Raw genomic sequence first — 22,771 nt, forward strand, 5'->3', positions numbered from 1 at the left:
GGCACGGCCACCCGCCTCACGAGTCTCCTCAGTGTTTCCCAGCCGCTGTTCCTTCTCCGCCTTCACCCAGTTCCTGACCGTCTCAGCGACCAGACCGAAATCCCTCGCGGCCTGCGCCGGCGTGTGATCGGCATCAAGCACATACGCGACCACCTCAGCCCGCAACTCAGGCGAATACTTCCGCGGCTTGTTCGACACGAACCCATCCCTCCAGACAGTTAATTGACCCTACTTGGGTCCGTGTCCAGGACGCGCGGGGCACCTCAATGCACCCGCTGCGGTTGCCAGCGAGACGATCAGGTGCCTGACCTTGGTCGAGCGCCACCGGATGGCGCCGTAGGCAAGGCCGCCTGCCAGGTCACCGATAGACCGAGCGGCGAATCCGATACCGGCAACGGCAGCCGCACCCTGCGCGAGCGCGGCCGCGGGCAGTGCGACCGCGACGACACCGCCCGAAAACCCGAGGGCGATGTTGGCGACTACGAGCGTGGACAACCCTGCCGGTACACCGAGGCGGGGGCCAACCGCGGCCACCCCGGGCCGCCAACGGCGGGAAGCTGTGGTCATGGCAAACCCCAGGCCACCTGCCCCGACGACGAGCGCGGTAACGAGAACGGCGATGACGGGAGTCGATACCGCGATCAGAGCGGATACGAGCAGCGGTCCGGCTACCATCGCCAGACCGAAGGAGACGGCGAGCAGGGCATAGCCGCTCATCCGCACCTGCCGGTCGGCGATGAGGTCCGCTGTCAGCACCCGCATGCTGCTGATTGTGGCCGGGAAGGCAACACCTGCCAGCAACGCAAACCCGGGAAGGACGAATCGGTCCTGCCAGATCGGCAGCACACCGACCGCCAGGGCGATGGAGCAGAGCAGGCTGGCGGGGATGAGGACGCGGGTCTGGCCGATCCGGTCGATCAGCCACCCCTGGACAACCAGACCGACAGCGTTGCCAAGGCCAAACGCGGCCGGCACCAGCCCGGCCTGAGCGATCGATCCCGAGCGCTCCTGGGCAGTGAGCAGCAGGGCAAGCCCGACCATGCCGATCGGGAGAGCGGCCGACAGACCAAAAAGGAACGGGGCTGTGTATCCAGGAATACGCAGAACACGTAGGTATGAGCCGAGCACAGGGCACACCTTTCGATGCGCCCACCCACCCGGGACACGAGGCTCAGAATCCGACCACGGCCCAACTATGCCGATCCGACCAAGACCAGCCCCGGAACACTAACACGGCCTTCTGACCGGAAAATAGCCCTTGTTGGTGGGCAGGGCGCAGACTCCCAGCGACAGCTGGGATGTTAGGTGTCGGTGTGAAAGCTGGTTAGGCAGCTGGGTCAGGGTCACGGTGTAGCCGAGGGCAGACTTAACGCTGCGTCCCGCCGATGGCGGTGTCATCGGCGAGGTGAACGGCACACCCATTGGCGTTGCCTGGTACAGGCAACTGGCTAAAGACGACAGGGCATCGGGTTTGTCGCGCTGATGTCCCGGAACTCGCAGTGCTGTCGACAGGCTCACCGGTCCCGGAGAACCGGCCGGTCGCTCGATTCCTCAAGCATGCACGGCATGATGGTCTCCGTGCGCCCAGCTTGCACGTGGACCTCGACAACGTGCGCGCCCGCCGCTTCTGTCAGCCAACGGCTTCGTCGAGCATCCTCGGACCGAGGTGGCGCCGCACTCAAGTTCCGCAGTGCCTCAGGTCGCATTCGTCGTCGACGCTGCAGGTTTGGGTCACGCGTCCCCTTCCCTTGGAGACCAGTCGAGGTCGTATCCGCAGCGATCCGCGACCGCAACGCCAACTGCTGCGAGGTTTTCCGTCGGCCAACCCACCGCTGCAACGTCGCCCGCTCCTCATCAGACAACACCAGCTCGGCCTTCGGCCGCCGCTTGTAGGGTGGGTGGATGCCGAGCCTCAAGCGATCATCGGACTGGTGTTCCTCAAAGCTTTCACATAGGGCACCTGGAGATCACGAGACTTCGGTCTCAACGATCATCGATAGGACTGCACGTGACCACTGAGGATGACTCCGGGCTGCCAGTGTGGGAGTTCGCCCACGACACCGAGGACGACGGGCTACCCAAAGCAGACACGGTGGCGTGGAAGGTGATGACCGCGCTCGGCGAGGAACCGTTCGCGGAGGTCTTCCAACGGTTCCTGCGCACCGTCGACACCACCTGCGTCTCCGAGCTGTTGTTCGGCTACTGGGGGGATGACATCCATGGGAATGGCCAGTATCCGGTGGATATGCTCGTCGAGGTCGGTGACCGGTTCCCGGCGTTGCGGCTGCTCTACGTGGGCGACATGGAATCTGACGAGATGGAGCTCTCGCGCATTGAGCACGGCGACATCACCCCGTTGTTCGGTGCGTTTCCGGCCCTGGAGTCGCTGGAGATCTGCGGCGCGAGCGGCCTGAAGCTGGGTCCGGTCCGGAACAAGAGCCTCAAACTGCTGCGGTTCGAGTCAGTCGGCCTGCCCGCGGAGGTTGCCGAGGCGGTGAGCGCCGCCGATCTGCCAAACCTACGGGATCTCGACCTGTGGCTCGGCCGCGCCGTCTGGGGCGGCGATGCCACGGTCTCGGACCTCGCGGGGATTCTTGACGGGCAGCGTCTGCCGTCCCTGCGTCACCTCGGTCTGGAGAACAGCGAGATCGCTGACGAGATCGCGTCACAGGTAGCGAGCGCGCCAATCGTTGCGCGCCTGGAGTCGTTGAGCCTGGGCTTGGGCACTATCTCCGACCTGGGCGCGGAAGCGTTGCTGAACGGCCAGTCGCTCACCCATCTCAAACAGCTCGACCTGCGGTATTCCTACCTCACCGATCCGATGGCGGAACGGATACGGGCCGCGATGCCGAACACCGAGATCGATTTTTCCGGTCAGCGGCGAAGGTTGGAGGGCGGCCGGCGCTACGTTGCGATCTCCGAATGAGCACGCTCGCCCAAATCCGGGTTTGGCCGGGGCGAACTCCTCGCGTGTCCATTTAGGGTCGTCGTCGGCTGGCCCGTCGTATCCGCTGGTCGGGGTCCTGGCGGCCAACGTGAAGGTACTCACGGCGCGGGTTGAGGCGCTGGAGGCCGAGAACGCTGAGCTCAAGCGTCGGTTGGGGACCATGAGCAACTCATCCACGGTCGGGTCATCCTGCTATCCGATCGGATCGGCCGCAAGGGCACCGGCGACACCATTCTCCGGATGCGACTGTGACACCGGAACAGTCGACCTCGATCTGGCCGACCAACCCTGCTCGTGACATCGCCCGTATCGAGTCACGAACCGAGCCGTTTCGACCATGAACGCTGTGCACGCCAATCGCCGTACCACAGCAGCGCGCGGCGGAGGAGATCTCGCTCCCTTCGATCTAGCGCTGGCGCGTGGCTGTGGTCAGTAGCCGCCGCACCGATTCCCGGTCGACGGTGGGCGCCGCTTCCTCCAGCCAGTCCAACGGCGTACGCCCTTGACTGTCTTTGGCCCTCGGGTCCGCGCCGTGCTCGAGGAGCACTTCGATGGTCTGTACAAAGCCGGCCTTCGCGGCGTAGTGAAGTCCAGTCGCGGCAAGCGCAGCGACCCCGGTCGTACGACCGAAGGGGTCGCCGGTACGCCGGTCGTCGGCGCGGGCGCCGTGACGGAGCAGGGCGCGGACGTACTCCGGGTCGTCCTTGCGGCCTTGGTTCCCCGTACAGCAAAGCCCGATCCACGATCCGGACGACCTGACCGATGCCCCACGCGCGGCAAGCAGCGGTGCGATCTGCGGATGGAGGACCCAGCGGCCGGCGCCGATCAGGGTGGCGTCGGCGCCGCCGTCGAGCAGCAGCTTCACCATCGGCAGGCTTTCCTTTTCTGCCGCGCCCCGCAACGCTCGTACGGCCCCCGGGAGGGGACGCCGGACATTGTCGAGCAGCAACCGCAACGTCTCGACCTGGCCGCCGGCGACGGCATGGTCGACCGGAGTGATGTCGATGACGTCGGCCGCGGGGTCTGGAGTCTCGGCGAGCTCTGGGGCGGCGGCGATCTGCTTGCGCAGCAGATCGACGTCGCCGAGGAACGCCGAGGTGAACACGTCCTCTGCCGCGCCCGCGTGCAGCAGGACGGCCTCGACCGCGGTCCGATGCCTGAGCCGGGCCGCGCACAGCGGCGTCACCAACAGCACCCGCTCGAACGCGTGGCCCACCAGCCCGATCGGCAGGTAGTGCGGTCGATCGGGGCCGACGCCACTCCGCAGCAGGAACTCCACTGTCTTGACCCGTCCCGCCATCGCCGCGACCTGGAGGAGCCGCGCGCCATAGCTGGCTCGTCGCAGGTCCGGAGCCTGCGCAAGAGACGCGGCGACGCCGGCCGTATCGCCCTTGTGGGCAAGGTCCGTCGCGTTCTTCAGCGTGCGGGCGGCGACTCCGCACGCCGCAACTGGCGAGGTCCCGCCGCGACGCGTTGACGGCTCCTCAGCGTTCACGAGGGCGTGTGCCATTGCCTTCGCCTGGTCGAAGATCGTCGTACGGTCGGACTCGGTGGGTACGACCTGCTCGAGTGCGCGACGGAAGTGTGCCAACCAGCGCCCCGCATCTGACCTGGTGATCGTGACGTCGTCGTGCCGGTGCCGCAGCGGCGCATAGGTGTGGTCGCTGTAGCGCCGTCCGTCGCCAGGTGTGTACTCGCCGCCGAGCCATTCGGCGAAGAAGATCTTCTGTGCCGCGCGTCCGTCGGTGAGATCGCGGGGGAACAGCGGACGCAGCACCGGGTCGTCCTCGAACGCGTCGTAGAGGTGGTCGACGAGCGCGTCAACGGTCGGTTGGCCGCCGATACGGACGAAGAGATCGGTGCCTCGGAACGGGAAGAACTCCGCTCGAGCGTCCAACAGCCGGCGATGTCGGAGTTGATCCGCAGCGGCGCGGGTGACCATCGGTGGCTCCGTCCTGTCGCGCGGCAGTTTAGCCGCACGTCCGCTTCCCAAGCAGGCGCCGACAGACTGCTTGCCAGGCACGATGCCGGGGGTCTCGATTTTCCAGGCTCAGGGTGATCAGGGAGCTCGGCGTTGACAAACATATGACTGAGTTATATAACTGACGCATGTGTTCGCGGACCGCCAACCTCCTCGGCGCCCTGGGCATCGCACTCGCCGACGCGCAGGCCGCCGAGCTTGCGGCATCGTCCGGCTTGGCGCCGACCGACGCCGCAGCTCTCAACGCGGTCGGGGTGGCGCCCGGCTGCAGCATCGGCGCGGTGCGGGTGGCGCTCGGCATCACGCATCCCGGCACGGTGCGCACCGTCGACCGCCTCGCCACGACCGGGCTCGTCGAGCGCCGCGCGGGCGTGGACGGCCGCACGGTCTCGTTGCACCTCACCGCTACGGGCGAGGAGGTGTGGCGGCGGCAGACCGACGCCCGTATCGGCTGGCTGGAGCGGACGATCACGCGGCTGGCTCCCGCCGAGCGCGCCGACGTCGAGCGGGTCGTCTCGGCGATCCTCGCCGCGGTCACCGGCGACGAGGAGTCTGCCGAACGGATCTGCCGGCTGTGCGACGAGTACCGCTGCCCACAGGAACGATGCCCCGTCACCCTCGCGATCGAGGCGAGCACGTGAAGTCCGGCGGGCCGCTCCTGATGGTGGCGAGCGCCGCCACCTGGGCGGGCGGTCTGATCCTCACGAAGGTCGCGCTCGATGTCACCGGCGCGGCGCCCGGCTCGGTGCTGGTGGTGCAGCTGGTCGCCTCCGTCAGCGCGCTCGCCGCCGCGTGCGCGGTCACCGGCGCCGGCCTCGGGGGTGCCTGGAAGCACGGGTGGGTCGGCCTGCTCGAGCCCGGGATCGCCTACCAGCTCGCCCTCGCCGGCCTTGCGCTCACCAGCGCCGCCAACGCGAGCGTGCTGGGGAGCCTCGAGCCGGTGATGGTGCCGCTCATCGCCTGGATGCTGCTGCGCCAACGACCGCACCCGCGGCTCCTCGTCGTCATCGTCGGCGCGACGGCAGGTTCGGCGTTGGTGTCGTTCTCGACCGAGGGGGGCGGCGGGTCATGGGCCGGCGACGGCCTGGTCGTCGCGAGCGTCGCCGCGGCCGCCGTGTACGTCGTGGTGGCCTCGAGGCAGGTGTCGACCGTCGCGCCCCTGCCGGCCGCGCTCACCCAGCACGTCTGGGCGCTGGGATTCGTGATCGCCTGCCAACTCGTGCTCGCCGGCCCGCTGCTCTGGACGTCGGCGACGGCCGGGGAGCTGCTGCTGGCCGCCGGGTCCGGCATCCTCAACTACGCGCTGCCCTTCTGGCTCTACCTGACCGCCCTCACCCGGATGCCGGTCGCTCGGGCGGCTACTTATCTCACGTTGATCCCGATATTCGGCGTGCTCGGCGCGGTGCTCGTGCTTGGAGAGCGAGTCACGTGGCTGGACCTCATCGGGGGTGTGCTCGTGGTCGGCTGCCTGCTCGCCGACGCACGGACGGCTCCCGTAAATAACGCGATGACGGAGGTGCGCAACCGATGACCACGTACGGAATCCTCGTCTTCGACGGGGTGCAGGAGCTCGACTTCGTCGGACCGTGGGAGGTGTTCCACGGGTCCTCGCGCCGCCGCGACCGTGCCGACACGGTGCTGCTCGTCGCCGAGCGAGGCGATCTCGTCCGCTGTGCCAATGGCATGCGGGTGCTGCCCGATCTCACCCTCGACAACCACCCGCCGCTGGACGTGCTGCTCGTCCCCGGCGGCGCGCATTCGCGGATCGAGGCGGAGATGGCCAACCCGACCGTCACGGACTGGATCAAGAGCACGGCCGCGAGTGCCGAGTGGGTCACGAGCGTGTGCACCGGCGCGTTCTTGATGCACGCCGCTGGGGTGTCGCGCGGCCGCCGGGTGGCCACCGAGCGAGCCCTCGAGGACGACCTGGAGCGCCTCGGCGACATCACCGTCGTGCGCGACGCCAGGTACGTCGTGGATGGCAACCTGGTGTCCAGCCAAGGGGTGTCCGCGGGAATCGACATGGCGTTGTGGCTGGTCGGGCGGCTGCATGGCCGCGACCACGCCCGCGCCGTCATGCAGAGGATCCAGTACGAGCCGGCGCCACCGTACCTCGCCGACGAACCCTGCCCCGGCTAGATTGCCTAGCTGGATTGCCGACTCCGCCGAGAATCTCCGACATGTAGCGTCTGTGCTGCCTTCGGGTCGACGCCCGAAGTCACAAGCCAGATTCAGGTTCGCCGCTAGCGATGCAGATAGCAAAGTTCGATCTGTATGGCCTGCTCTCACTAGCCAGCGAGGGACCTGAACCCCTAACGCCCGATTACAAGCAGGCTTACGACCTGCCAGCGACGTCCGTGATCGTCCATCCTGCGCGAGAGTCCCGGGTGTGAGCGGCCCGCACGAGCGATAGACGTCCATGATCGTCCAGGCCGCGTGTTAGCAGTCGCGTTAGCAAGGAGCGACGCATTACGAGTGGGTTCCGTGCACAGGTCACCCTCAGACGCAGCTGACCGTGCACTGTTGCTGCTGAGTGTGAATGGTTGAGGGCTGGTGATGGCAGTTCGGGGGCACGCGCCGTGCCATCCACGCTAACCCGTCGTGATCACGCTGTCTCACGAACTGCCCGTCGTGGTGTCGTCAAAGGTCGGCACCCACGTCGATGCGAGCGATGCTCATGCAGCAGTCCAACGGACGGTGCGACCGTGCCGATCGGTGTCACCATTGGCGTCGCGGGTGGCTCGCAGAGGCCGGAGCCACCCACGTCTCCAGCCCCGCTCTCGTTATGAGCGGCCGTATCCGGACTCGCAGCGTATCAACCCGCCCCTGGCTTGTGATTTCATTCACGAGAAAGTAAAAGCGTATTCGAGGAAGGGCTAGGACCCGAACAAGCCAGATACCGCCAAATCCGATGGAGAAGATCCGTCCCGTGAGTGATCTGGTCGACTATCCCAGTACCCCGTGGCGCTACCTCTACTGGCTCACGCGAAGCCAGGCGGGACGCGTCGCGAGAGGGACGGTGCTCGGCACTGCGTGGATGGTGATGTTGCCTGTCCCGCCGCTCATGCTCGCCTTCGCGGTCGATGACGGATTGCGCCGCGGATCGATGGGGCGCGTCGTGCTCTGGGCGGTCCTAATCCTCGTCACCGGCATCGCGATCGCTGCGGTCGCGATCCTGAGGCATCGCACGATGACCCGAATCCGGACCGAGGCCGCCCTGCAGACCATCGACGCGGCAATCGCGCAGAGCGTGCGGCTGGGCGCGAGTCTGACCAAGCGGACGACGGCGGGCGAGGTCGTCGCCGTCGGCGTCGGCGACGCATGGATCATTGGTCGGAGCTTGACGATCACCGGTCCGGGGGTCGGTGCCGTACTCGGCTACGCCGTCATCGCCGTCTTGCTGATGAGGATCTCGGTGGTGCTGGCGCTCATCATCGTCGTCGGTCTGCCGATCCTGCTCTTGGCGCTAGGTCCGCTGCTGGGAAGGGTGCGGATCCGGGTATCGGACTACCGGGACGCTCAGGAACTCCTCTCGACCCGGATGGTCGACATCGTCTCCGGTCTGCGGGTGCTCGACAGCCTCGGGGGGAAGAGCCTCTTCGGCGAGCGCTTCGTGGGGGAGTCGCTCACCGTCGAGCGCACGGGGACACGGCTGGCGCGCAGCGAGAGCTTGGTGCAGGCAATCGCGATCGGGCTGCCCGCGCTCTTCCTGGCCTCCGTCGTTTGGATTGCCGCGCACCTGAGTGCCGAGGGGGCGCTGACCGTCGGGGATCTCGTCGCCGTCTACGGCTATCTCATCGTCGCGGTGGTGCCAATCTCCTCTTTCATCGAGAGTGCGAAGGACCTGAACCAGGCGTTGGTGGCCGCCGGCAGGGTCGTGGACTTCCTCGGACACTCGCCCGACCAGCGAGGACGGGTGACGCCGACGGATACAGCCTTCGTCCTCGAGGATCCCGAGTCGAACCTCCGAGTGAAGTCCGGCGAGTTCGCGGTGGTCGCGGGCGGTGACCGGGGAGCGATCTCCGCGGCGATCGATCGACTGGGCGGGGTCGTCGCATCGGACGCGACCTGGAACGGGCGGCGGCTGATGGAGTTCGATCGGCATGCGTTGCGCAGCCGTGTCGTCGTTTTGGACGATGACGCCTTCCTGTTTCAGGGCAGCGCCCGCGAGGTGGTGTCGAGCGGTCGCACGGTCGATCGTGCTCGGCTCGATGCGGTCGCGTCGGCCAGTGGCTTCGACGAGGTCCTCCGCGGCCTCACGGGAGGCTGGGATGCCGAGATCCTGTCGCGGGGAGCCAACCTGTCGGGCGGTCAGTGTCAGCGTCTGCGTCTCGCGCAGGCCCTCGCTCTGGAACCGGAGGTGCTCATCGCCCTGGATCCGTTGTCCGCGGTGGATGCGATCACCGAGGCCCAGGTGGCGCAGCGGGTCCGCGAATCTCGGCGCGGCTCGACAAGCGTGATTGCGACCACGTCCATCGCCGTCCTCGGTCTGGCGGACATCGTGCATTTCGTCGAGGGATCTCGCGTCGTGGCCTCCGGATCGCACGTCGATCTCATGCGGCAGGAGTCGCGCTACCGGCGGCTCGTGTCCCGCGATTCCGGGGACGATTCCTCCGATGCGGCGGCGTACGAGGTGAGGGCATGACGGGCGAGGACACCCAGCGCGGATACCCCGTCGCGTCGCTGCGGCAGGTTCGCGGCGCGACCGCCGCGCTCATCGGCTCCGACCAGCGCGGATTCGCGGCGACGGTCATCGCCGGCGTCGCGGCAGCGGCACTGGGACTGGTCCCGCCGTGGCTGGTCGGAGTGATCGTGAACTCGCTGGGTGTGAGCGCGGACACCGCGTCGGTCGACGTCCTCGGTGCCGCGCTCGTCGGCCTCGCGCTGGTGCAGGGCGTCCTCTCCGGCCTGTCGTACTTTGTGACGGCGCGGTTCGGGCAGAAGGCCGCGCATCGTCTGCGGGCCCAGATGATCCAGCGCATCCTTGCCCTCCCGTCGCGCGTGGTCAACCGCGGCGACGGCGGGGACCTGATGGTGCGCGCGACCACCGACGTCGGGAAGATCACCGGCGTCCTCGGCAATGCCGTCCCGGAGATACTGGTGGCGGCCGTGCAGGTGGCGCTGACCTTCCTCTTCCTTGTGTTGCTCAGCCCGATCCTGGCTGTCGTCGCGGTCGTCGGGATGCTCGGCATCGCGGTGGTGACGCGCTGGTATCTGCGCCGGGCGACCCCTGCGTACCTGGCTGAGGCGGGGGCCTACGCGAAGCTCGCGGAATCGCTCCAGTCGACGATCGCCGGAGCTCGCACAGCAGAACTCTACGAGCTGCAGGCGGTCCGTCGCGCCGAGGGCGATCGGCTCAGGAGCCACGCCCGTGGAGCAACTCTGCGAACGCTGTGGCTCCGCTCCGTCCTTTTCCCGGTCGTCGACTCGTCCTATGTCGTCGCTCTCGTGCTGGTGCTGCTCGTCGGCGCCGGCCTCTATCTCGGCGGGATCGTCGAGCTGGGTACGCTCGTGGCCGCCCTGCTGTATGTCCGCCAGGTGTCCGGCCCCTTCGACACGGTGCTGCTCTCCCTCGAGTCCTTGCAGAGCGGCATCGCGTCCTTCGCACGCGTCGAGGGCCTCGGTGACGAGGTCCCGACGTCGGAGCGCGCCACGCAGGAGCCGCGCGGCACGGCGATCCGGATCGATGCCGTGCGATTCGCGTACGACGGAGGGCCGGAGGTGATCCGCGGCGTGACCCTCGACATCGAGCCGGGCGCCAGCGTGGCGATCGTGGGCGGCTCCGGAGCCGGCAAGTCGACCCTGGCGCGACTGATCGCCGGACTTGAGCGTCCGGACGCCGGATCCGTCACGGTTGGGGGAGCCGTCTCCGCCGCCCTGCCCGCGGAGATGGCCCGCTCCCTGATCGCTCTGGTGACGCAGGAGCAGTACATCTTCAACGACACGATCCGGACCAATGTGCTGGTCGCGCGCCGCTCGGCCGACGACGGCGAGATCCGTCGTGCGCTCAAGGTCGTCGGCGCGGACTGGGTCGACGACCTGCCCGAGGGCCTGGACACGGTGGTCGGGTCTGCGCACGGCCTGTCCGGCGCTCACGCCCAGCAGTTGGCGCTCGCCCGCGTCGCGCTCGCGGACCCGGCCGCCGTGGTGCTCGACGAGGCCACGTCGCTGCTCGATCCGACCTCGGCGCGACAAGTCGAGCGCGCCCTTGGGGCACTGCTGGCCGGTCGTACGGTGATCGCCATCGCTCACCGGCTCTCGACCGCCGAGGATGCGCGCTCCATCATCATGATGGACGACGGCGTGGTGGTCGAGGCAGGCACGCACGATGAGCTGCTCGGCCGCGAAGGCCCCTACGCCAGGCTCTGGCGTTCATGGCATCTCGATTCCTGACGTCGGCCGTCGGCGATCTTTCCGTGACTGAGCGGGTGACATCCGAGCTGTGGCGCCGACAGGTGCTACTGGAAGGATGTGCGATGTGCCCCGTTGCGGCCTGGGGGTCATCGTCGCCGGGTGTTCAGCTGCTTGGGTCGGGGCTGGAGTCAGCTGGTTTGCTCGCTGGCTGACCGGAACCAGGCTGCTGCTCGGTCGAACAGGTCTGTCTGGTTCTGGCTGGTGAGCAGATGCCCCTCGTCGAGGTAGACGACGTATTCGCTGGGCGCACCATAAAGACGCAGCGCGGCGTGCCAGGCCTCGCCGTGTGGGACCGCGAGACCGTGCTCGCCGTAGACGAGGAGCATTGGCACCGTGACTCGATTCGCGCGCTCGACCGGTGAGGCGGCCGCCCAAACGTCAGGGAGTTCGTCTGGTGATCCGCCCCGCCAGCGGCTCTGCATCTGCATGCTGATGTCCGTGAGGAGTCGTAGGTCCGCTAGGCCTTCCCAGCACACGGCGGCCCGGAACGGATGCGCGTTCGTCACGATGCGGTTGACCAGGTAGCCGCCGTAGCTGTGCCCGATCAGGTAGGCCTGTTCCAGGTCGACCAGCCCGGTTTCACCCGCCGCGGTGACCGCGGCGCAGACCTCGGCGACCTCGGGGTCTGCGTCGGGGAGCCCGTCGCCTCGAAAGGCTTGCCACATGGCGTCCGGTCCCAGGATGCCGCTCGCGCGGAACTCGGGCATGAGAGCGGCGAAGCCACGCGCACACCACTCCGGGAGGTGGCCCACGTCGCCTGCCTGAAACGCGGCCACCGGCCCGCCATGCAGTTCGACCACCAGCGGCCACGGCCCGTTCCCCCGTCCAACCGGGACAGCGAGGACCCCCTCAAGTGTCCTCTCCTGCGCCGGCCATCGAAGGAGCCGGTAACTCGCCCGCTCGTCCCTGTGGCTGTCGGTGTTCTGGTTCAACTGGACGGTTCCGCCATCGCGGTCGATCCGCAGCCGGGTCCGAAGTCCGTCCAGCTCGACGCGGACCGCCTCCACATAGCGACCGGCTGCGCCAGGGGCTACGTCCAGGTACGAGGCCTCATCGTCCGGAGTCGCCCACCACCAGTGCCCGGAGTCCGGTTCCACGGCGACGACTCCGCGGCGGATCCCCCGGAACGCAGAGACCGCGAGAACGTTGCCGTCTTGCGACCAGGTAAGCGGCCCCGCCAACCGAAGATCGGGCGGCAGGACGGTGTCCCAACCGTCGCCGTCGCGAACGAGGAGCCGAAACCACCACGGGAACTGCGGGTCACAGTCGCTGTTGAGCAGTGCCACGCGGCCGGCGGCGCTCCTCGTCACACATGTCGTGTAGCCGACGAGGTCTGCCAGCTCGACGTCGGTATTCGGATCAGCTCCCACCAGCGCATGCTCACACGATCCGCGCTAAGGCCACCAGCTTGGAAGATCAGTGCTCACGGACGCTCCGACTCCGGCCTAGCGGCGGAGACCTTGAACTGACCGCTGTCGACCGATGATCACCGAGGCGTGGCAGCAGTGTGTGGCACGTATGTGGCACGGCCACTGACGGCTTGGGAGTCTGAGGCGTGGCTTGCGCCTCCGCGTAGATTCATGACGTGATCGATTGGTCCTCTCTACAGGATGCGTACGGGGAGGCCTCAGACGTCCCTGCCCTTCTGGCGCGGGCGACCGAACACCCCGACGACCGACGTGCGTGGGATGACCTTTGGGCCTGCCTGTGTCATCAGGGCACCGTGTACAGCGCGAGCTACGCGGCCCTCGCCGCACTCACCGACATGGCCGCGCAGCGAACCCCTGCCGGGTATGTCGAGTCGCTGGGACTGGCGGCGGCCATTCTGGCCTCGACGGACGGACCAGAGGGCAGCTTGCGTCGGAGTGCGTCAGCGGACGCGATGGTAGCGCCAGGGCGCTACCAGATGACATCGTCGAGCGCCGGCCACGGCGGACCATCCCGCAGAACGTGAAGGAACGCCGCTCCCGACTCTCTGCCGCTCGGGTGTTGGTCGCCTCGACTCCAGCGATGCGCTGCGACGATCGCGAGTACGACCCCCCTGCACTCGCCGACCAAATCTTGGTCAGCGTCGAGATAGTGCTGGCTGACCTCGCTGGGCACCCAAGCCAGGTCGTACTCGACAGGCCCATGGGCGGTGTTTTCGAAGTCAATGAAGAGCGGCCCGTTCTTCGTGTTGAGAATGTTCCCCGGGTGCGGCTCGCCGTGCAGCAGCTGTTCGGGGGCGCGCCGGTTGACGATTGATCGCCCCAGATCGCGCAGCGTGTTGGCGAGCAGCGCCCGGTCCGCATCCGCGAGATCGGGAGTGACGTCACGGCTGGCAACATCTCGTTGAGTAGCAGCCACTCGATCCATGAAGTGCGACGTCGTGACCTCGATCCGCCGCAGGCCGGCATGAAGACGTGCGAGCGCCTGCGCGTACTCGGCCGACGGAAGCCTTCGAGACTCCACAGGTTCGAAGTAGGCCCACATGGCGATCTTGAAGCCGCCATGAACGAAGACGCGTGGTTCGACCCGAGCATCGAGCGCGGCGACCGGACTGTCCATCTGCGCTAGCCGTCTCACGAGTTCAACTTCTCGCTCTGCGCTTGCGAAATGCGCCATCGGCGTGACTCGGGCGACGATGTCGCATGGCGTCAGGCGGATGACGAGTCGGTTGGAGTCGCTGAGAACGATCGCGTCGTCGACGGCCAAGTCGAGTTCTGAGGCGGTCGACATCGCCGCAGCCACCGCACGCCGCGCCTCAGCTGCTTCCATCTCGGTGTCCCCTCCCCGCCTGCGCAGTCGTAGCACCAGGGCGACCTGTGTCCGGCCAGCACGATACGAGGTCGATGGATTGGCGACGTCGACTGACCCAGAGCGCCGCGTCCCGGACGGACTTCTCGCGTCGACAGGTCCCCGAATCCTGGGCTCTATCGGTCTCGAGGTCCCGATGTCCTCGGCGATCGTCTGAACCCCGCTCCGCGCACTCAGTGATCAGATTGGCCGAGTTTGCTGGTGTCCGATCGGGGAACTTCCCACGTACGGATAGGGATCCTCCGGTGAGATCGAGGCAGGCCCAGGCGAGGTCGAAACGGAGCTTGATGAGACCGAGGTATCGGTCGCCTCCAGCGACGCCGAAGTTCCAGTCTCCTCGTACGTGAGACCCGCGCAGAGATCGAGGTATGGGGACCGCCGGCAGGTGTTGTCGAACCGGGTGAGCTTCTGACCGAAGCCGTTGTCCGAGAGGTCAACGAGGAAACCGGCCTGTTGGTGGAACGCATTGGTCCTCTCGGAAGGTCACTAGGTTGGGGCCTGGCTCCGCACTGCTCGGCGGGACCAGCCATCCGAGCGGTGATCGGCCCTTCGAGCCGATGAACCAGGGCACGCACCCATCCCGAAGAGCTGCCGGCCGAGGTCCTGGACGACGTGGCCAGCGTGGTCGGGGCAGAGGTCACTCTTCTCAGTCGCCTACCCGGAGGCGTCAATGGGGGTGCCATGCGCGTCCAGTTGGCCGGAAGGGCAAATGCAGTGCTCAAAGCAGTGCCCCGGGCGCACCCCAACCACCTGGACGAGACGTTGCGAGCCCAGAGAGTGGTCGAGCACATGCGTAGGCGCGGCTATCCCACCCCGGCCTGGCTCGGAGTGGGGGCCACAGCCACACATGTATGGCATCTGATGGACTTCGTTGACGCGGCTCACGCGCCAGAGCTGACCCCGTCCCTCGTTGAGCAGCTGATGGAGATCATCGAACTCCAGGCTGGCCAAGCCTCCGAGCCCTACGACCACTGGTCGTACGCCTGGCGGGTCGCCACCGGTCAGGAATCGGCTGTCGCCGGGCTGGATTTCAACGAGACGCCGGAGCAGTCGCTTCTCCTCCAGTCCGTGGCCAGGCTCTCGGGATATTCCTCCGTGGTGTCGGCCTTGGTCGAGCGCCTGCGGCTCGTGTGTGCCGACGTCCCACCACCACGAGAGGCACCTGAAATGGTCCATACCGATCTCAACCCCAGCAATGTCCTGGTCCGTGACGGAGCCGTGGTGGCGGTCGTGGATATCGGGAATGCGGGTAGCGGCACGCGGGCGACTGATCTCATCAACCTCGTGTGGCAAACCTTCCAGGATCCGCTGGACGGTGTCCGAAGGCGGCTGTGGACGAGAATCCTCGCCCTGGTCGGCTGGGAGGGGGGCGGCGGTGCTCGCAGCGACACAGATCCTCCACATGCTCGAGGTCCCCATCCGTCACGGGCGCCACGATGTCGTTCCAGGGGTGGTCAAGCGCGGCCATCGCGCCCTCGACGAGCTGAACGCGCTTCGCTAACTGTCGCCGGTGGAGATGGTGTGCGAAATGGGGACCTCCGACTGCTATCAGCCGGCATAACGCGCAACATCCACGCAGGCCATCACAACAATTCGGGACCGCTCGGTGCATACAGATCGACGGTGCGGCGCTCTTCTCCAGCGCCCATAACGCACACCACCGCAGGTGTCGCCGGTTCGCCCAACCTCCTCGCTCGTGCGAGCAATACCCGGCAGTCGGCGGTGCTCAATATTCTCTGCGCCGTCGGTGGCCTTCGGCGATGATCGACGACATGCGGGAGATCGAAGTCGTTGTCGCGCACTCGGAGCGCGTGACGCTGCGCGTCGGCGACGTGTTCCTGAAGATCGACACGGATCAAACGCGCATCGACCGAGAGGTCGAGGTCATGGCGAGGGCACCGATCGCCACCCCCGAGGTCCTCTGGCGCAAGCCGCCCGTGCTCGCCCTCGCGGCAGTTCCTGGAGCGGCGCTCGGCCGGCTTGAAGAGCCTTCGCGTGCGTCTTCGGCGGCGTGGGTTGCGGCGGGTGCCGCCGTCCGCACGCTGCACGACGCTCCGCTGCCGCCGTGGCCCAGCAGCCAATGTCAGCAGCAGCCCGCTCGCAGCAGTCGGGGCACGGTCGAGTTTCCGCCAAAGCTCGACTCCGAGTGTGAGTGGCTCGTGGCCCACGGTGTCGTGTCCGCCGACGTTGTCAGGCGCAATCGGCAGGTCGCGGAGGCGGCGCTGCGGCCTTGGACACCGGTGTTCGTCCACGGCGACCTGCAGATCGTTCATGTGTTCGTCGACGGTGACGAGGTGAGCGGCGTCGTCGACTGGTCCGAGGGCGGCCAAGGCGATGCGATGTATGACCTCGCCACTCTGACGCTCGCACACGAGGAGCACCTCGACGACGTCGTCGCGGGCTATGGCGGCGACATCGAGATCGACGTGATTCGCGCGTACTGGTCGTTGCGAAGTTTGATGGAGATCCGGTGGCTGGTTGAGCACGGCTACGGCGCGCCGGCGACGTTCCCACAGGTCGCGGTGCTCAACTCCTTGTCGGCCAGTGCTTAGATACGTGCGAATATCACGCACGTCCGCTGACCGGTCCTGCCGGTTCGCTCAGCCGACCGGAACGACGGCTGTGAGCGGCGTGCCGGACCGGCCTGGTGTCCCCGAACACGCGCACATAGCGACGCCGGGCATCTCCCCGAGGTGCCGAATGGAGGGAACCTTCGCGACCACACCTATGTCGTCTCCGCTGCGAGTTCCTCGTGATCGCGTCCGGGTCGTGTGGAACGCTGCGACGCCGATGTTGCCCCACCTGTTTGGGTCGAAAAATCAGTCGGAGGGTTGGGGGCCGCCTTCCGATTCGGCTTCCGGCGCCGTTTCGGCGGGCCGAGATGGATGCGGTTGCCGACGATGAAGTGTTCGATGGCGCGTTTCGGTCCGAGACGCCCGGGGCTAGCCATCTGTGTGGGCATGATCTGCACACCGCAGTCGGTATCGGCGTGGCACGGGTTCTGGCAATGCTACGACCGCAGCTGCCCGGCAGGGTCGTGTTCCTCTTCCAGCCCGCCGAGGAAACGCTGTCTGGTGCTCAGGCCATGATCGATGACGGGGTGCTGAGTCGGCATCGACCGGACGAGATCTACGCGCTGCATTGCATGCCGCTGCCGGTGGGGACCTTCGCGGTCATGCCCGGGGTTGTTGGCCTGTCGGGGCACGACAACTTCGATCTCGAGTTAATCGGGCCGACCGAAGTTGCCAAGGCCGACCAGTTCACTAGCGCCGTCGCGGATTGGTCAACGCTCACACCGCCAGGAACGCCGGACGATGTTCAACAGCACCTTGCCGATCTGCAACACGCCGACGGACCGCTGGCGCATTTCGTGTTCGCCGGTGCCCGCACGATGGTCGGCCCCCAGTGCCGCCACGCACACGTGCATGGCTGGGTGAAGGCCTGGCCCGAGGACATGTACCCGGGCCAGCGTGATCGGGTGCGGAATCTGGTCCAGCGCACCTATGGCACCGCGCTGCGGCATCGGCTGGCGTTCCGCGGAATCCGCCCGCCGGCGATGGTCTGCGCTCCACACCTAAGCAACGCCGCCGCACAATACTTCCGGTCCACCTTCGGCGATGACAGCGTGACTGTATGGCGAGCGATGCTCCCGTTCAACGGTGAGGATTTCGCCATATTCCTCAACCACATGCCCGGCGCGATGTTCGGGCTTGGCGTCACCAACGCCGCCGCTGGGTTCAACGGCCACCCCCACTCGCCAGCATTCACCGCCGACGAGCAGGCGATCAGCCGAGGAACGCGAGCTATGGCCGGCTGGCTGCACACGCGACTCCACACGCTCGCCAACGGCGCCCGCGCATCGTCAGCCGATCATCTCCATTAACTCATCGACGACCGGGCCGATCTCGCAAGCGGAACCCCAAAGATCCGCAGCCCGTGTGCGCGCGGGAAGCGACCGCGCCGTGACCAGCGGTGTCTCACATAGGTGGTCCGCAAAGATTCTCAGGCAGCGGGGGCGGAATCTAACGGTCGAAGCAACGCGAGCCGTGTTTTGCCTTGTGTGCGCCGAGCTTACCGAGGGCGCTGCGCCAAGCACTGGATTCGGGCTGTCAGGGTTCGCGCGGCCGAAGAGCTGTTCGCCGTCGTCGTGGCGGAGTAGGAAGGTGAAGCGGGCTAGGTCGTTGCGTAGCTGGGTGGTGTTGTAGTCCTCGGCACCGATGAACCGGTGGAACGACGCGGCGAGTTCGGCGTGGTCGGTGCCAGCGAGCCACTGGCTGATGAGGGTGAGGGCCTTGGCTGTGACGGTGTTATTTGGCCCCACCTGCGACACGCCCGGGGTGGCGTGACGGGCGTAGTTGGCCCCACCTCGTCTCGTCTCGTCTCGTCTGGCGGGATGACCGTGTTACCGCCGCTGGGAAGGGGCTTGGTTGGGACTGAGCCAGGTGGGCCTGTTCGAGGCGATCCGTCGCGACGCTCGCCGGGATGGTCTGTCGGTTCGAGCGCTGGCGCGGCGGTACGGGGTTCATCGGCGTATGGTGCGGCAGGCGCTGGCCTCGCCGGTTCCGCCGCCGCGCAAGTCAAGGATGCAGGTGGCGCCGAAGCTTGATCCGGTCATGCCGTTGGTCGATGCGATGCTACGGGAGGACCTGTCGGCTCCGCGTAAGCAGCGGCATACCGCACGGCGGGTGCTGGCCCGTTTGGCCGATGAGCACGGTGTGCGTGATCTGAGCTATTCGACGGTGCGTGACTATGTGCGGCTGCGTCGGCCAGAGATCAACGCTGAGGCGAGTCGTTGGTTGGAGGAGGCGTTCGTGCCGCAAACACATGTGCCTGCGGGAGAGGCCGAGGTTGACTTCGCTGATCTGTGGATCGACCTGAAAGGTCAACGTAGGAAGGTGTTTCTGTTCACGCTGCGGTTGTCGTACTCGGGTAAAGCGGTGCACCGGGTGTTCGCCTCCCAGGGCCAGGAGGCCTTTCTAGAGGGCCACATCTACGCGTTCAACCAGATCGGTGGAACGCCGATCGACAAGATCCGTTATGACAATCTCCGCTTGGCGGTGTCGCGTGCGCTGCGTGGCCGCATCCGGGTCGAGCCCGAACGGTGGGTGCTGTTCAGGTCCTGGTATGGCTTCGACGCTTTCTATTGTGAGAAAGGGCTTTCAGGCGCTCGTGAGAAGGGCGGAGTCGAGGGCGAGGGCGGCCGGTTCCGCCGCACCCATCTAGTCCCAGTACCCAAGATGCGACGACCGCGAGGCGCCGCCGAGCGCGAGGAGAAAGCCAGCGTGGCCGTGGCCTCCAATGAGGCGTTCTCCGGCTGGACCAAGACCTTCACCGACCCCCGGCTGTGCGCCGCGATTGTCGACCGGCTCACCTTCGACGCAACCATCATCGAGACCGGCACCGACTCCTACCGGCTCGCCCACACCCGCAACCACAGCAACAAGCAGTAGCGAATTCTCTTACCACAAAGGGAAACGCCATGACCAGCAGCAGCCCGCGCAGTGGCGACGATACCTACAACCTCATTGAGCACGGATCAGCGCGACATCGCTGGTAGACAGCTCGTTGGTCTGCCCTGGGCAAGTGCGATTGGCCCGGGCCGGGGCTGGTTTCGTTTCCTACACTAACTACGAAACGAAACCAGCGAGGTTTGAGGTGAAGGATGTACAACCTGGTACTCGGCGCGATGTACTTCGGTACGCGGACCGACGAAGCTACGTCGCGTCAGATCCTGGACCATTTCGTAGACGCCGGCGGAACCATGATCGACACGTCCAACAACTACTCGTTTTGGGAAGATCCGAGCGGCTTCGGCGGACAGAGCGAGGCGGTGCTAGGTCGCTGGCTGGCTGGACATCCTGGCCTGCGAGAGCATCTGTACATCAGCACCAAGGTCGGAGCTCAGCCGCTGGCCCCTGGCGGGTTTCCAGACAACCTGGAGGGCCTTTCACCGCGTGCCATCAACGAATCCGTACAAGGCAGCCTGCAGCGGCTGGGCACCGAACGCATCGACCTCTACTGGGCACATGTCGAGGACCGTTCAGTGCCCTTGGAGGACATGATGGCCGCATTCGGGTCGCTCATCGAGAACGGCATTGTTGGTCGGGTCGGCTGCTCGAACTGGCCGATCTGGCGTGTCGAGCGGGCTCGCCAGGCCGCCCGTGGCTGGCAGGGCTTTACCGTGGTCCAGCTCATGCACAGCTACCTACAACCTCGCCCCGGCGCTCCAGTGTCGTGGCAGCCTTCGCGCTTCGGGTGTGTCACCGACCAAACGCTTGACTACGTTAACGCCGAACAGCTCGACGTCTGGGCGTACAGCCCGTTGCTCAAAGGCGGCTACACGCATCCGGACCGACTCGGCGATGCATACGACCACGTCGGCAATGACCGGCGGCTTGCTGAGCTGGACCGCGTGGCCGCCGAACTCGACGCCTCTCACAACCAGGTCGTTCTGGCCTGGCTCTTAGGCGGCGAAGTACCGATCACGCCTATCGTCGGGGTTAGCACGGTCGGCCAGCTCGACGAGGTGCTAGAGGCAACCAAACTGACCCTGAGTTCGGATCAACGGGCCAGCCTCGACGCTACCGCGTAACGGCTTGGTACACACTCGATCGAGTTGGGTTCGCCGCTCGGTCAGCGCGTGGACGATCTTGTTGGCTCGGGCAAGGGTGCGACCAGAGCACGGAAGGTGTGAGCTGGGTTGTTCGGAAGGCGGTTGCGGCGGCGATGGGCGCGAAGGCAGCGGTTACCAGGGCCAAACGCGTGGCGGCTGCGGATGCACCAGTGCCGGTGCTCTGGCTGATCTACAGCGTGCCGAATCCCGCTACGCAGAGGGCGCGCGATCATCGGGCCTCATCACCAGCCTCATCGACCAAGCCGAACGGCTGCTACCCCAACTCGTCCACGACGCTCGCGCCAACGCCCACCACTGGACCGAGATCGCCGAAGCGCTGGCCACCAGCCCACATGAAGCCGAGCTCCGGGTCGACCCAGACTCCACCCATCGCCGACGCACGCTGGCCCTACCGCTCCGACTCCGAAGGTGGGGCCAAATAACACGGTCGCAGTGGGGCCAGTTCGGGTTGACAGGGCCAGGGCCTCGGCGAGTTCGGCGGCGTTGATGAGTTCGACGTGCACTTGTGGCGCCGGCATGGTGGTCTCCCTTGGCGTTGCGGCGACCGGGCGTGTGGATCGGTCTTCTTGGCAATTCTGCTGCGGGCCGGGGCGGATAGGCGAGCTGGTCAGGTCGCCGAGTGGCTCACCGCTGCCGCCGGGATGCTCGGCTGCGGGCTGCGTGCTTCGATCCGGAAACGAGCCTGCGGGGTGTCGTAGTCGAGGCCCTTGCGGGGTCGGGTGTTCAGTTCGCGCATCACCACAGCGACGTGGGAGTCGGCGTGTATGGACAGGTCGGTCCCCTTCGGGAAGTACTGGCGGAGGAGGCCGTTGAAGTTCTCGTTCGCGCCGCGCTGCCAGGGGCTGGATCGCTCGGCGAAGTAGATGCTGATGCCGGAGGCGGCGGCGAGTTCGCGGTGTCGGGCCATCTCCACGCCTTGGTCCCAGGTGAGGGTGCGTTTCAGGTGCGCCGGCAGTGGCGCGAACGCTTTGATCGCGGCGGCGTTGACCGTCTCGGCGGTGTGGTCGGCCGGCAGGTTGACCACGATGCCGTACTGGGTCTTTCGTTCTCGCAGCGTCATCATCGCCGAGCCGGATCTGACGCCGATGATGAGGTCACCCTCCCAGTGCCCGGCCTGTTGCTTGGTCTCGACCTCGGCTGGTCGCTGGTCGATCATGGTCATGTCGCGCACCACCGCACCGTGCCCAGGGCCGGTCAGCCAGCGTGACTTGCGGATCCGTCTGCCGGTGCGCAGCTTGCGGCAGTAGCGCTTATGCAGGCCCTTCCCGCCGGGTACGAGCAGCGCCCGGTAGATCGTCTCCGCACATAGCCACATGGACTCATCGTCGGGGTAGGTGCGGCGCAACCATCCGCTGATCTCATCCGGTGACCAGCAGCGGTTGAGCTTGCGTTGCACCAACTTTCGCAGCGCCGGGTTGGCAGCCAGCTTGGGCTCGCGGGGACGGCGACGCTGCTCGGCGGCTGCACGCTCACGACGCGTCCGCTCGTGAGCCTTGCGGCATTCGGCCTCCCACGCCGCCGACCGCTCCCGAGGCAGTCGCAGTTTGCGCGCCGCAGAGCGCACGGACACGCCCTGCTCGCGTAGTGCCATGAACCTGCGCCGCCACCACCGATACGCCGTCGCGCGACTGATACCAGCAGCCCGGCACGCCGCGTCGAGGCCATCGCCGTGGCCGAAGCTCGCCCAAAATGCATCCTCAACCTCCGCACCAACGGCGAGATGGTGTCGGCAGTCACCTCGGCCAGTGACACGCTGCTGCTCCCAGCGAGCCGCCAGCGGGGAGAAATAACCCAGCGACGCCCGCGCCTCGGCCACACTCAGACCCTGCTCGCGCAGGCCGACGGTTTGAGACCACGACCCTCACGCACCGAGGCCAAGAAACGAACACCAGCAGCAGAGTCGGACCGCAAGTACATCGACGAACCACCTTCGAAGAGGCGTTGCGTCGACCGATAGAACCTGGGGGGGTTATCCGGACGCCGTCGAGGCCATGATCAC

The 22,771-nt window shown here is 66.7% G+C and carries 19 protein-coding genes and 2 pseudogenes; 14 read left to right on the forward strand and 7 right to left on the reverse strand.

Annotated elements, in window-relative coordinates; genetic code table 11:
* Positions 1-198: transposase (locus B141_RS0134290; RefSeq protein WP_020579703.1), on the reverse strand; the 198-nt coding region annotated here is incomplete at its 3' end.
* Positions 199-228: 30 nt separating this feature from the next.
* A complete protein-coding gene (locus tag B141_RS0134295) occupies positions 229-1,128 on the reverse strand; it encodes an MFS transporter (RefSeq protein ID WP_020579704.1) in 900 nt (299 codons plus the stop codon).
* 979 nt (positions 1,129-2,107) lie between these two features.
* Between B141_RS0134295 and B141_RS0134300 the strand changes: the two genes are divergently transcribed.
* A complete protein-coding gene (locus B141_RS0134300) occupies positions 2,108-2,926 on the forward strand; it encodes an STM4015 family protein (protein ID WP_202806021.1) in 819 nt (272 codons plus the stop codon).
* 427 nt (positions 2,927-3,353) lie between these two features.
* Here B141_RS0134300 and B141_RS44325 read toward each other — a convergent pair whose 3' ends face one another.
* A complete protein-coding gene (locus B141_RS44325; RefSeq protein ID WP_020579707.1) occupies positions 3,354-4,889 on the reverse strand; it encodes a globin domain-containing protein in 1,536 nt (511 codons plus the stop codon).
* Between the two features lie 167 nt (positions 4,890-5,056).
* Between B141_RS44325 and B141_RS0134315 the strand changes: the two genes are divergently transcribed.
* The 5 genes from B141_RS0134315 (at position 5,057) to B141_RS0134335 (ending at position 11,321) form a co-directional block, all read left to right on the forward strand.
* A complete protein-coding gene (locus tag B141_RS0134315) occupies positions 5,057-5,569 on the forward strand; it encodes a MarR family winged helix-turn-helix transcriptional regulator (protein ID WP_020579708.1) in 513 nt (170 codons plus the stop codon).
* Positions 5,566-6,459 (forward strand): DMT family transporter, encoded by an 894-nt coding sequence (locus tag B141_RS44330; protein ID WP_020579709.1) that lies wholly within the window; start codon positions 5,566-5,568, stop codon positions 6,457-6,459. Before B141_RS0134315 ends, B141_RS44330 begins: the two co-directional genes overlap by 4 nt.
* Positions 6,456-7,067, forward strand: a complete 612-nt coding sequence (locus B141_RS0134325) for a DJ-1/PfpI family protein (RefSeq protein ID WP_020579710.1) — start codon at positions 6,456-6,458, stop codon at positions 7,065-7,067. Before B141_RS44330 ends, B141_RS0134325 begins: the two co-directional genes overlap by 4 nt.
* 790 nt (positions 7,068-7,857) lie before the next feature.
* Complete coding sequence (locus B141_RS44335) at positions 7,858-9,573, forward strand: ABC transporter transmembrane domain-containing protein (RefSeq protein WP_169512997.1); 1,716 nt, start codon at positions 7,858-7,860, stop codon at positions 9,571-9,573.
* Entirely contained in the window at positions 9,570-11,321 is a 1,752-nt protein-coding gene (locus tag B141_RS0134335) for an ABC transporter ATP-binding protein (RefSeq protein ID WP_020579712.1), read from the forward strand. Before B141_RS44335 ends, B141_RS0134335 begins: the two co-directional genes overlap by 4 nt.
* A 149-nt stretch (positions 11,322-11,470) precedes the next feature.
* Here the strand turns inward: B141_RS0134335 and B141_RS0134340 are convergent, their stop codons facing one another.
* Both B141_RS0134340 and B141_RS44340 read right to left on the reverse strand, forming a co-directional pair.
* Entirely contained in the window at positions 11,471-12,712 is a 1,242-nt protein-coding gene (locus tag B141_RS0134340) for an alpha/beta hydrolase family protein (RefSeq protein ID WP_020579713.1), read from the reverse strand.
* 529 nt (positions 12,713-13,241) lie between these two features.
* Positions 13,242-14,099: a phosphotransferase gene (locus B141_RS44340; RefSeq protein ID WP_020579714.1), complete on the reverse strand. Its 858-nt coding sequence runs from the start codon at positions 14,097-14,099 to the stop codon at positions 13,242-13,244.
* Positions 14,100-14,438: 339 nt separating this feature from the next.
* On the opposite strand from B141_RS44340, the gene B141_RS53105 reads away from it, so the two are divergent.
* The 5 genes and pseudogenes from B141_RS53105 to B141_RS44350 all read left to right on the forward strand — a co-directional run bounded on the left by B141_RS53105 (position 14,439) and on the right by B141_RS44350 (position 18,021).
* The gene (locus B141_RS53105) at positions 14,439-14,699 is read left to right on the forward strand and encodes an NUDIX domain-containing protein (protein WP_084678707.1); all 261 of its coding nucleotides are present in this window, start codon (positions 14,439-14,441) and stop codon (positions 14,697-14,699) included.
* A 60-nt stretch (positions 14,700-14,759) separates the two neighbouring features.
* A pseudogene (locus B141_RS53110) lies at positions 14,760-15,467 on the forward strand (phosphotransferase family protein); the annotation flags it as partial.
* Positions 15,468-15,513: 46 nt separating this feature from the next.
* Positions 15,514-15,639, forward strand: a complete 126-nt coding sequence (locus B141_RS52465; protein ID WP_272944128.1) for a hypothetical protein — start codon at positions 15,514-15,516, stop codon at positions 15,637-15,639.
* Between the two features lie 271 nt (positions 15,640-15,910).
* Positions 15,911-16,690 (forward strand): phosphotransferase family protein, encoded by a 780-nt coding sequence (locus B141_RS0134360; protein ID WP_026257838.1) that lies wholly within the window; start codon positions 15,911-15,913, stop codon positions 16,688-16,690.
* A gap of 329 nt (positions 16,691-17,019) precedes the next feature.
* Positions 17,020-18,021, forward strand: a complete 1,002-nt coding sequence (locus B141_RS44350; RefSeq protein ID WP_020579718.1) for a M20 metallopeptidase family protein — start codon at positions 17,020-17,022, stop codon at positions 18,019-18,021.
* Here B141_RS44350 and B141_RS0134370 read toward each other — a convergent pair.
* Positions 18,001-18,468 (reverse strand): hypothetical protein, encoded by a 468-nt coding sequence (locus tag B141_RS0134370; protein WP_020579719.1) that lies wholly within the window; start codon positions 18,466-18,468, stop codon positions 18,001-18,003. The genes B141_RS44350 and B141_RS0134370 overlap by 21 nt on opposite strands.
* A 103-nt stretch (positions 18,469-18,571) precedes the next feature.
* On the opposite strand from B141_RS0134370, the pseudogene istA reads away from it, so the two are divergent.
* The 3 genes and pseudogenes from istA to B141_RS0134380 form a co-directional block, all read left to right on the forward strand.
* Positions 18,572-19,372: pseudogene (gene istA, locus B141_RS44355) on the forward strand (IS21 family transposase); the annotation flags it as partial.
* 3 nt (positions 19,373-19,375) lie between these two features.
* Positions 19,376-19,588, forward strand: coding sequence for an ATP-binding protein (locus B141_RS53115; RefSeq protein WP_420313618.1), 213 nt, complete (start codon positions 19,376-19,378; stop codon positions 19,586-19,588).
* Between the two features lie 212 nt (positions 19,589-19,800).
* Entirely contained in the window at positions 19,801-20,730 is a 930-nt protein-coding gene (locus B141_RS0134380; protein ID WP_020579720.1) for an aldo/keto reductase, read from the forward strand.
* Positions 20,731-21,379: 649 nt separating this feature from the next.
* On the opposite strand, the gene B141_RS46910 is transcribed toward B141_RS0134380, so the two are convergent.
* Positions 21,380-22,588 carry an IS30 family transposase gene (locus tag B141_RS46910; protein WP_020579722.1) on the reverse strand — a complete coding sequence of 403 codons (1,209 nt, stop codon included), beginning with the start codon at positions 22,586-22,588 and terminating at the stop codon, positions 21,380-21,382.
* Between the last annotated feature and the right edge of the window lie 183 nt (positions 22,589-22,771).

The organism is Actinopolymorpha alba DSM 45243 (assembly GCF_000373925.1).
GTDB lineage: Bacteria > Actinomycetota > Actinomycetes > Propionibacteriales > Actinopolymorphaceae > Actinopolymorpha > Actinopolymorpha alba.

Coding starts and splice junctions, on each gene's coding strand:
- B141_RS0134380 (WP_020579720.1), top strand. CDS start 19,801: ATGTACAACCTGGTACTCGGCGCGATGTACTTCGGTACGCGGACCGAC.
- B141_RS0134335 (WP_020579712.1), top strand. CDS start 9,570: ATGACGGGCGAGGACACCCAGCGCGGATACCCCGTCGCGTCGCTGCGG.
- B141_RS53115 (WP_420313618.1), top strand. CDS start 19,376: ATGCGACGACCGCGAGGCGCCGCCGAGCGCGAGGAGAAAGCCAGCGTG.
- B141_RS0134315 (WP_020579708.1), top strand. CDS start 5,057: ATGTGTTCGCGGACCGCCAACCTCCTCGGCGCCCTGGGCATCGCACTC.
- B141_RS44340 (WP_020579714.1), bottom strand. CDS start 14,099: ATGGAAGCAGCTGAGGCGCGGCGTGCGGTGGCTGCGGCGATGTCGACC.
- B141_RS44350 (WP_020579718.1), top strand. CDS start 17,020: ATGGATGCGGTTGCCGACGATGAAGTGTTCGATGGCGCGTTTCGGTCC.
- B141_RS0134325 (WP_020579710.1), top strand. CDS start 6,456: ATGACCACGTACGGAATCCTCGTCTTCGACGGGGTGCAGGAGCTCGAC.
- B141_RS44325 (WP_020579707.1), bottom strand. CDS start 4,889: ATGGTCACCCGCGCCGCTGCGGATCAACTCCGACATCGCCGGCTGTTG.
- B141_RS0134360 (WP_026257838.1), top strand. CDS start 15,911: ATGCGGGAGATCGAAGTCGTTGTCGCGCACTCGGAGCGCGTGACGCTG.
- B141_RS0134300 (WP_202806021.1), top strand. CDS start 2,108: ATGACCGCGCTCGGCGAGGAACCGTTCGCGGAGGTCTTCCAACGGTTC.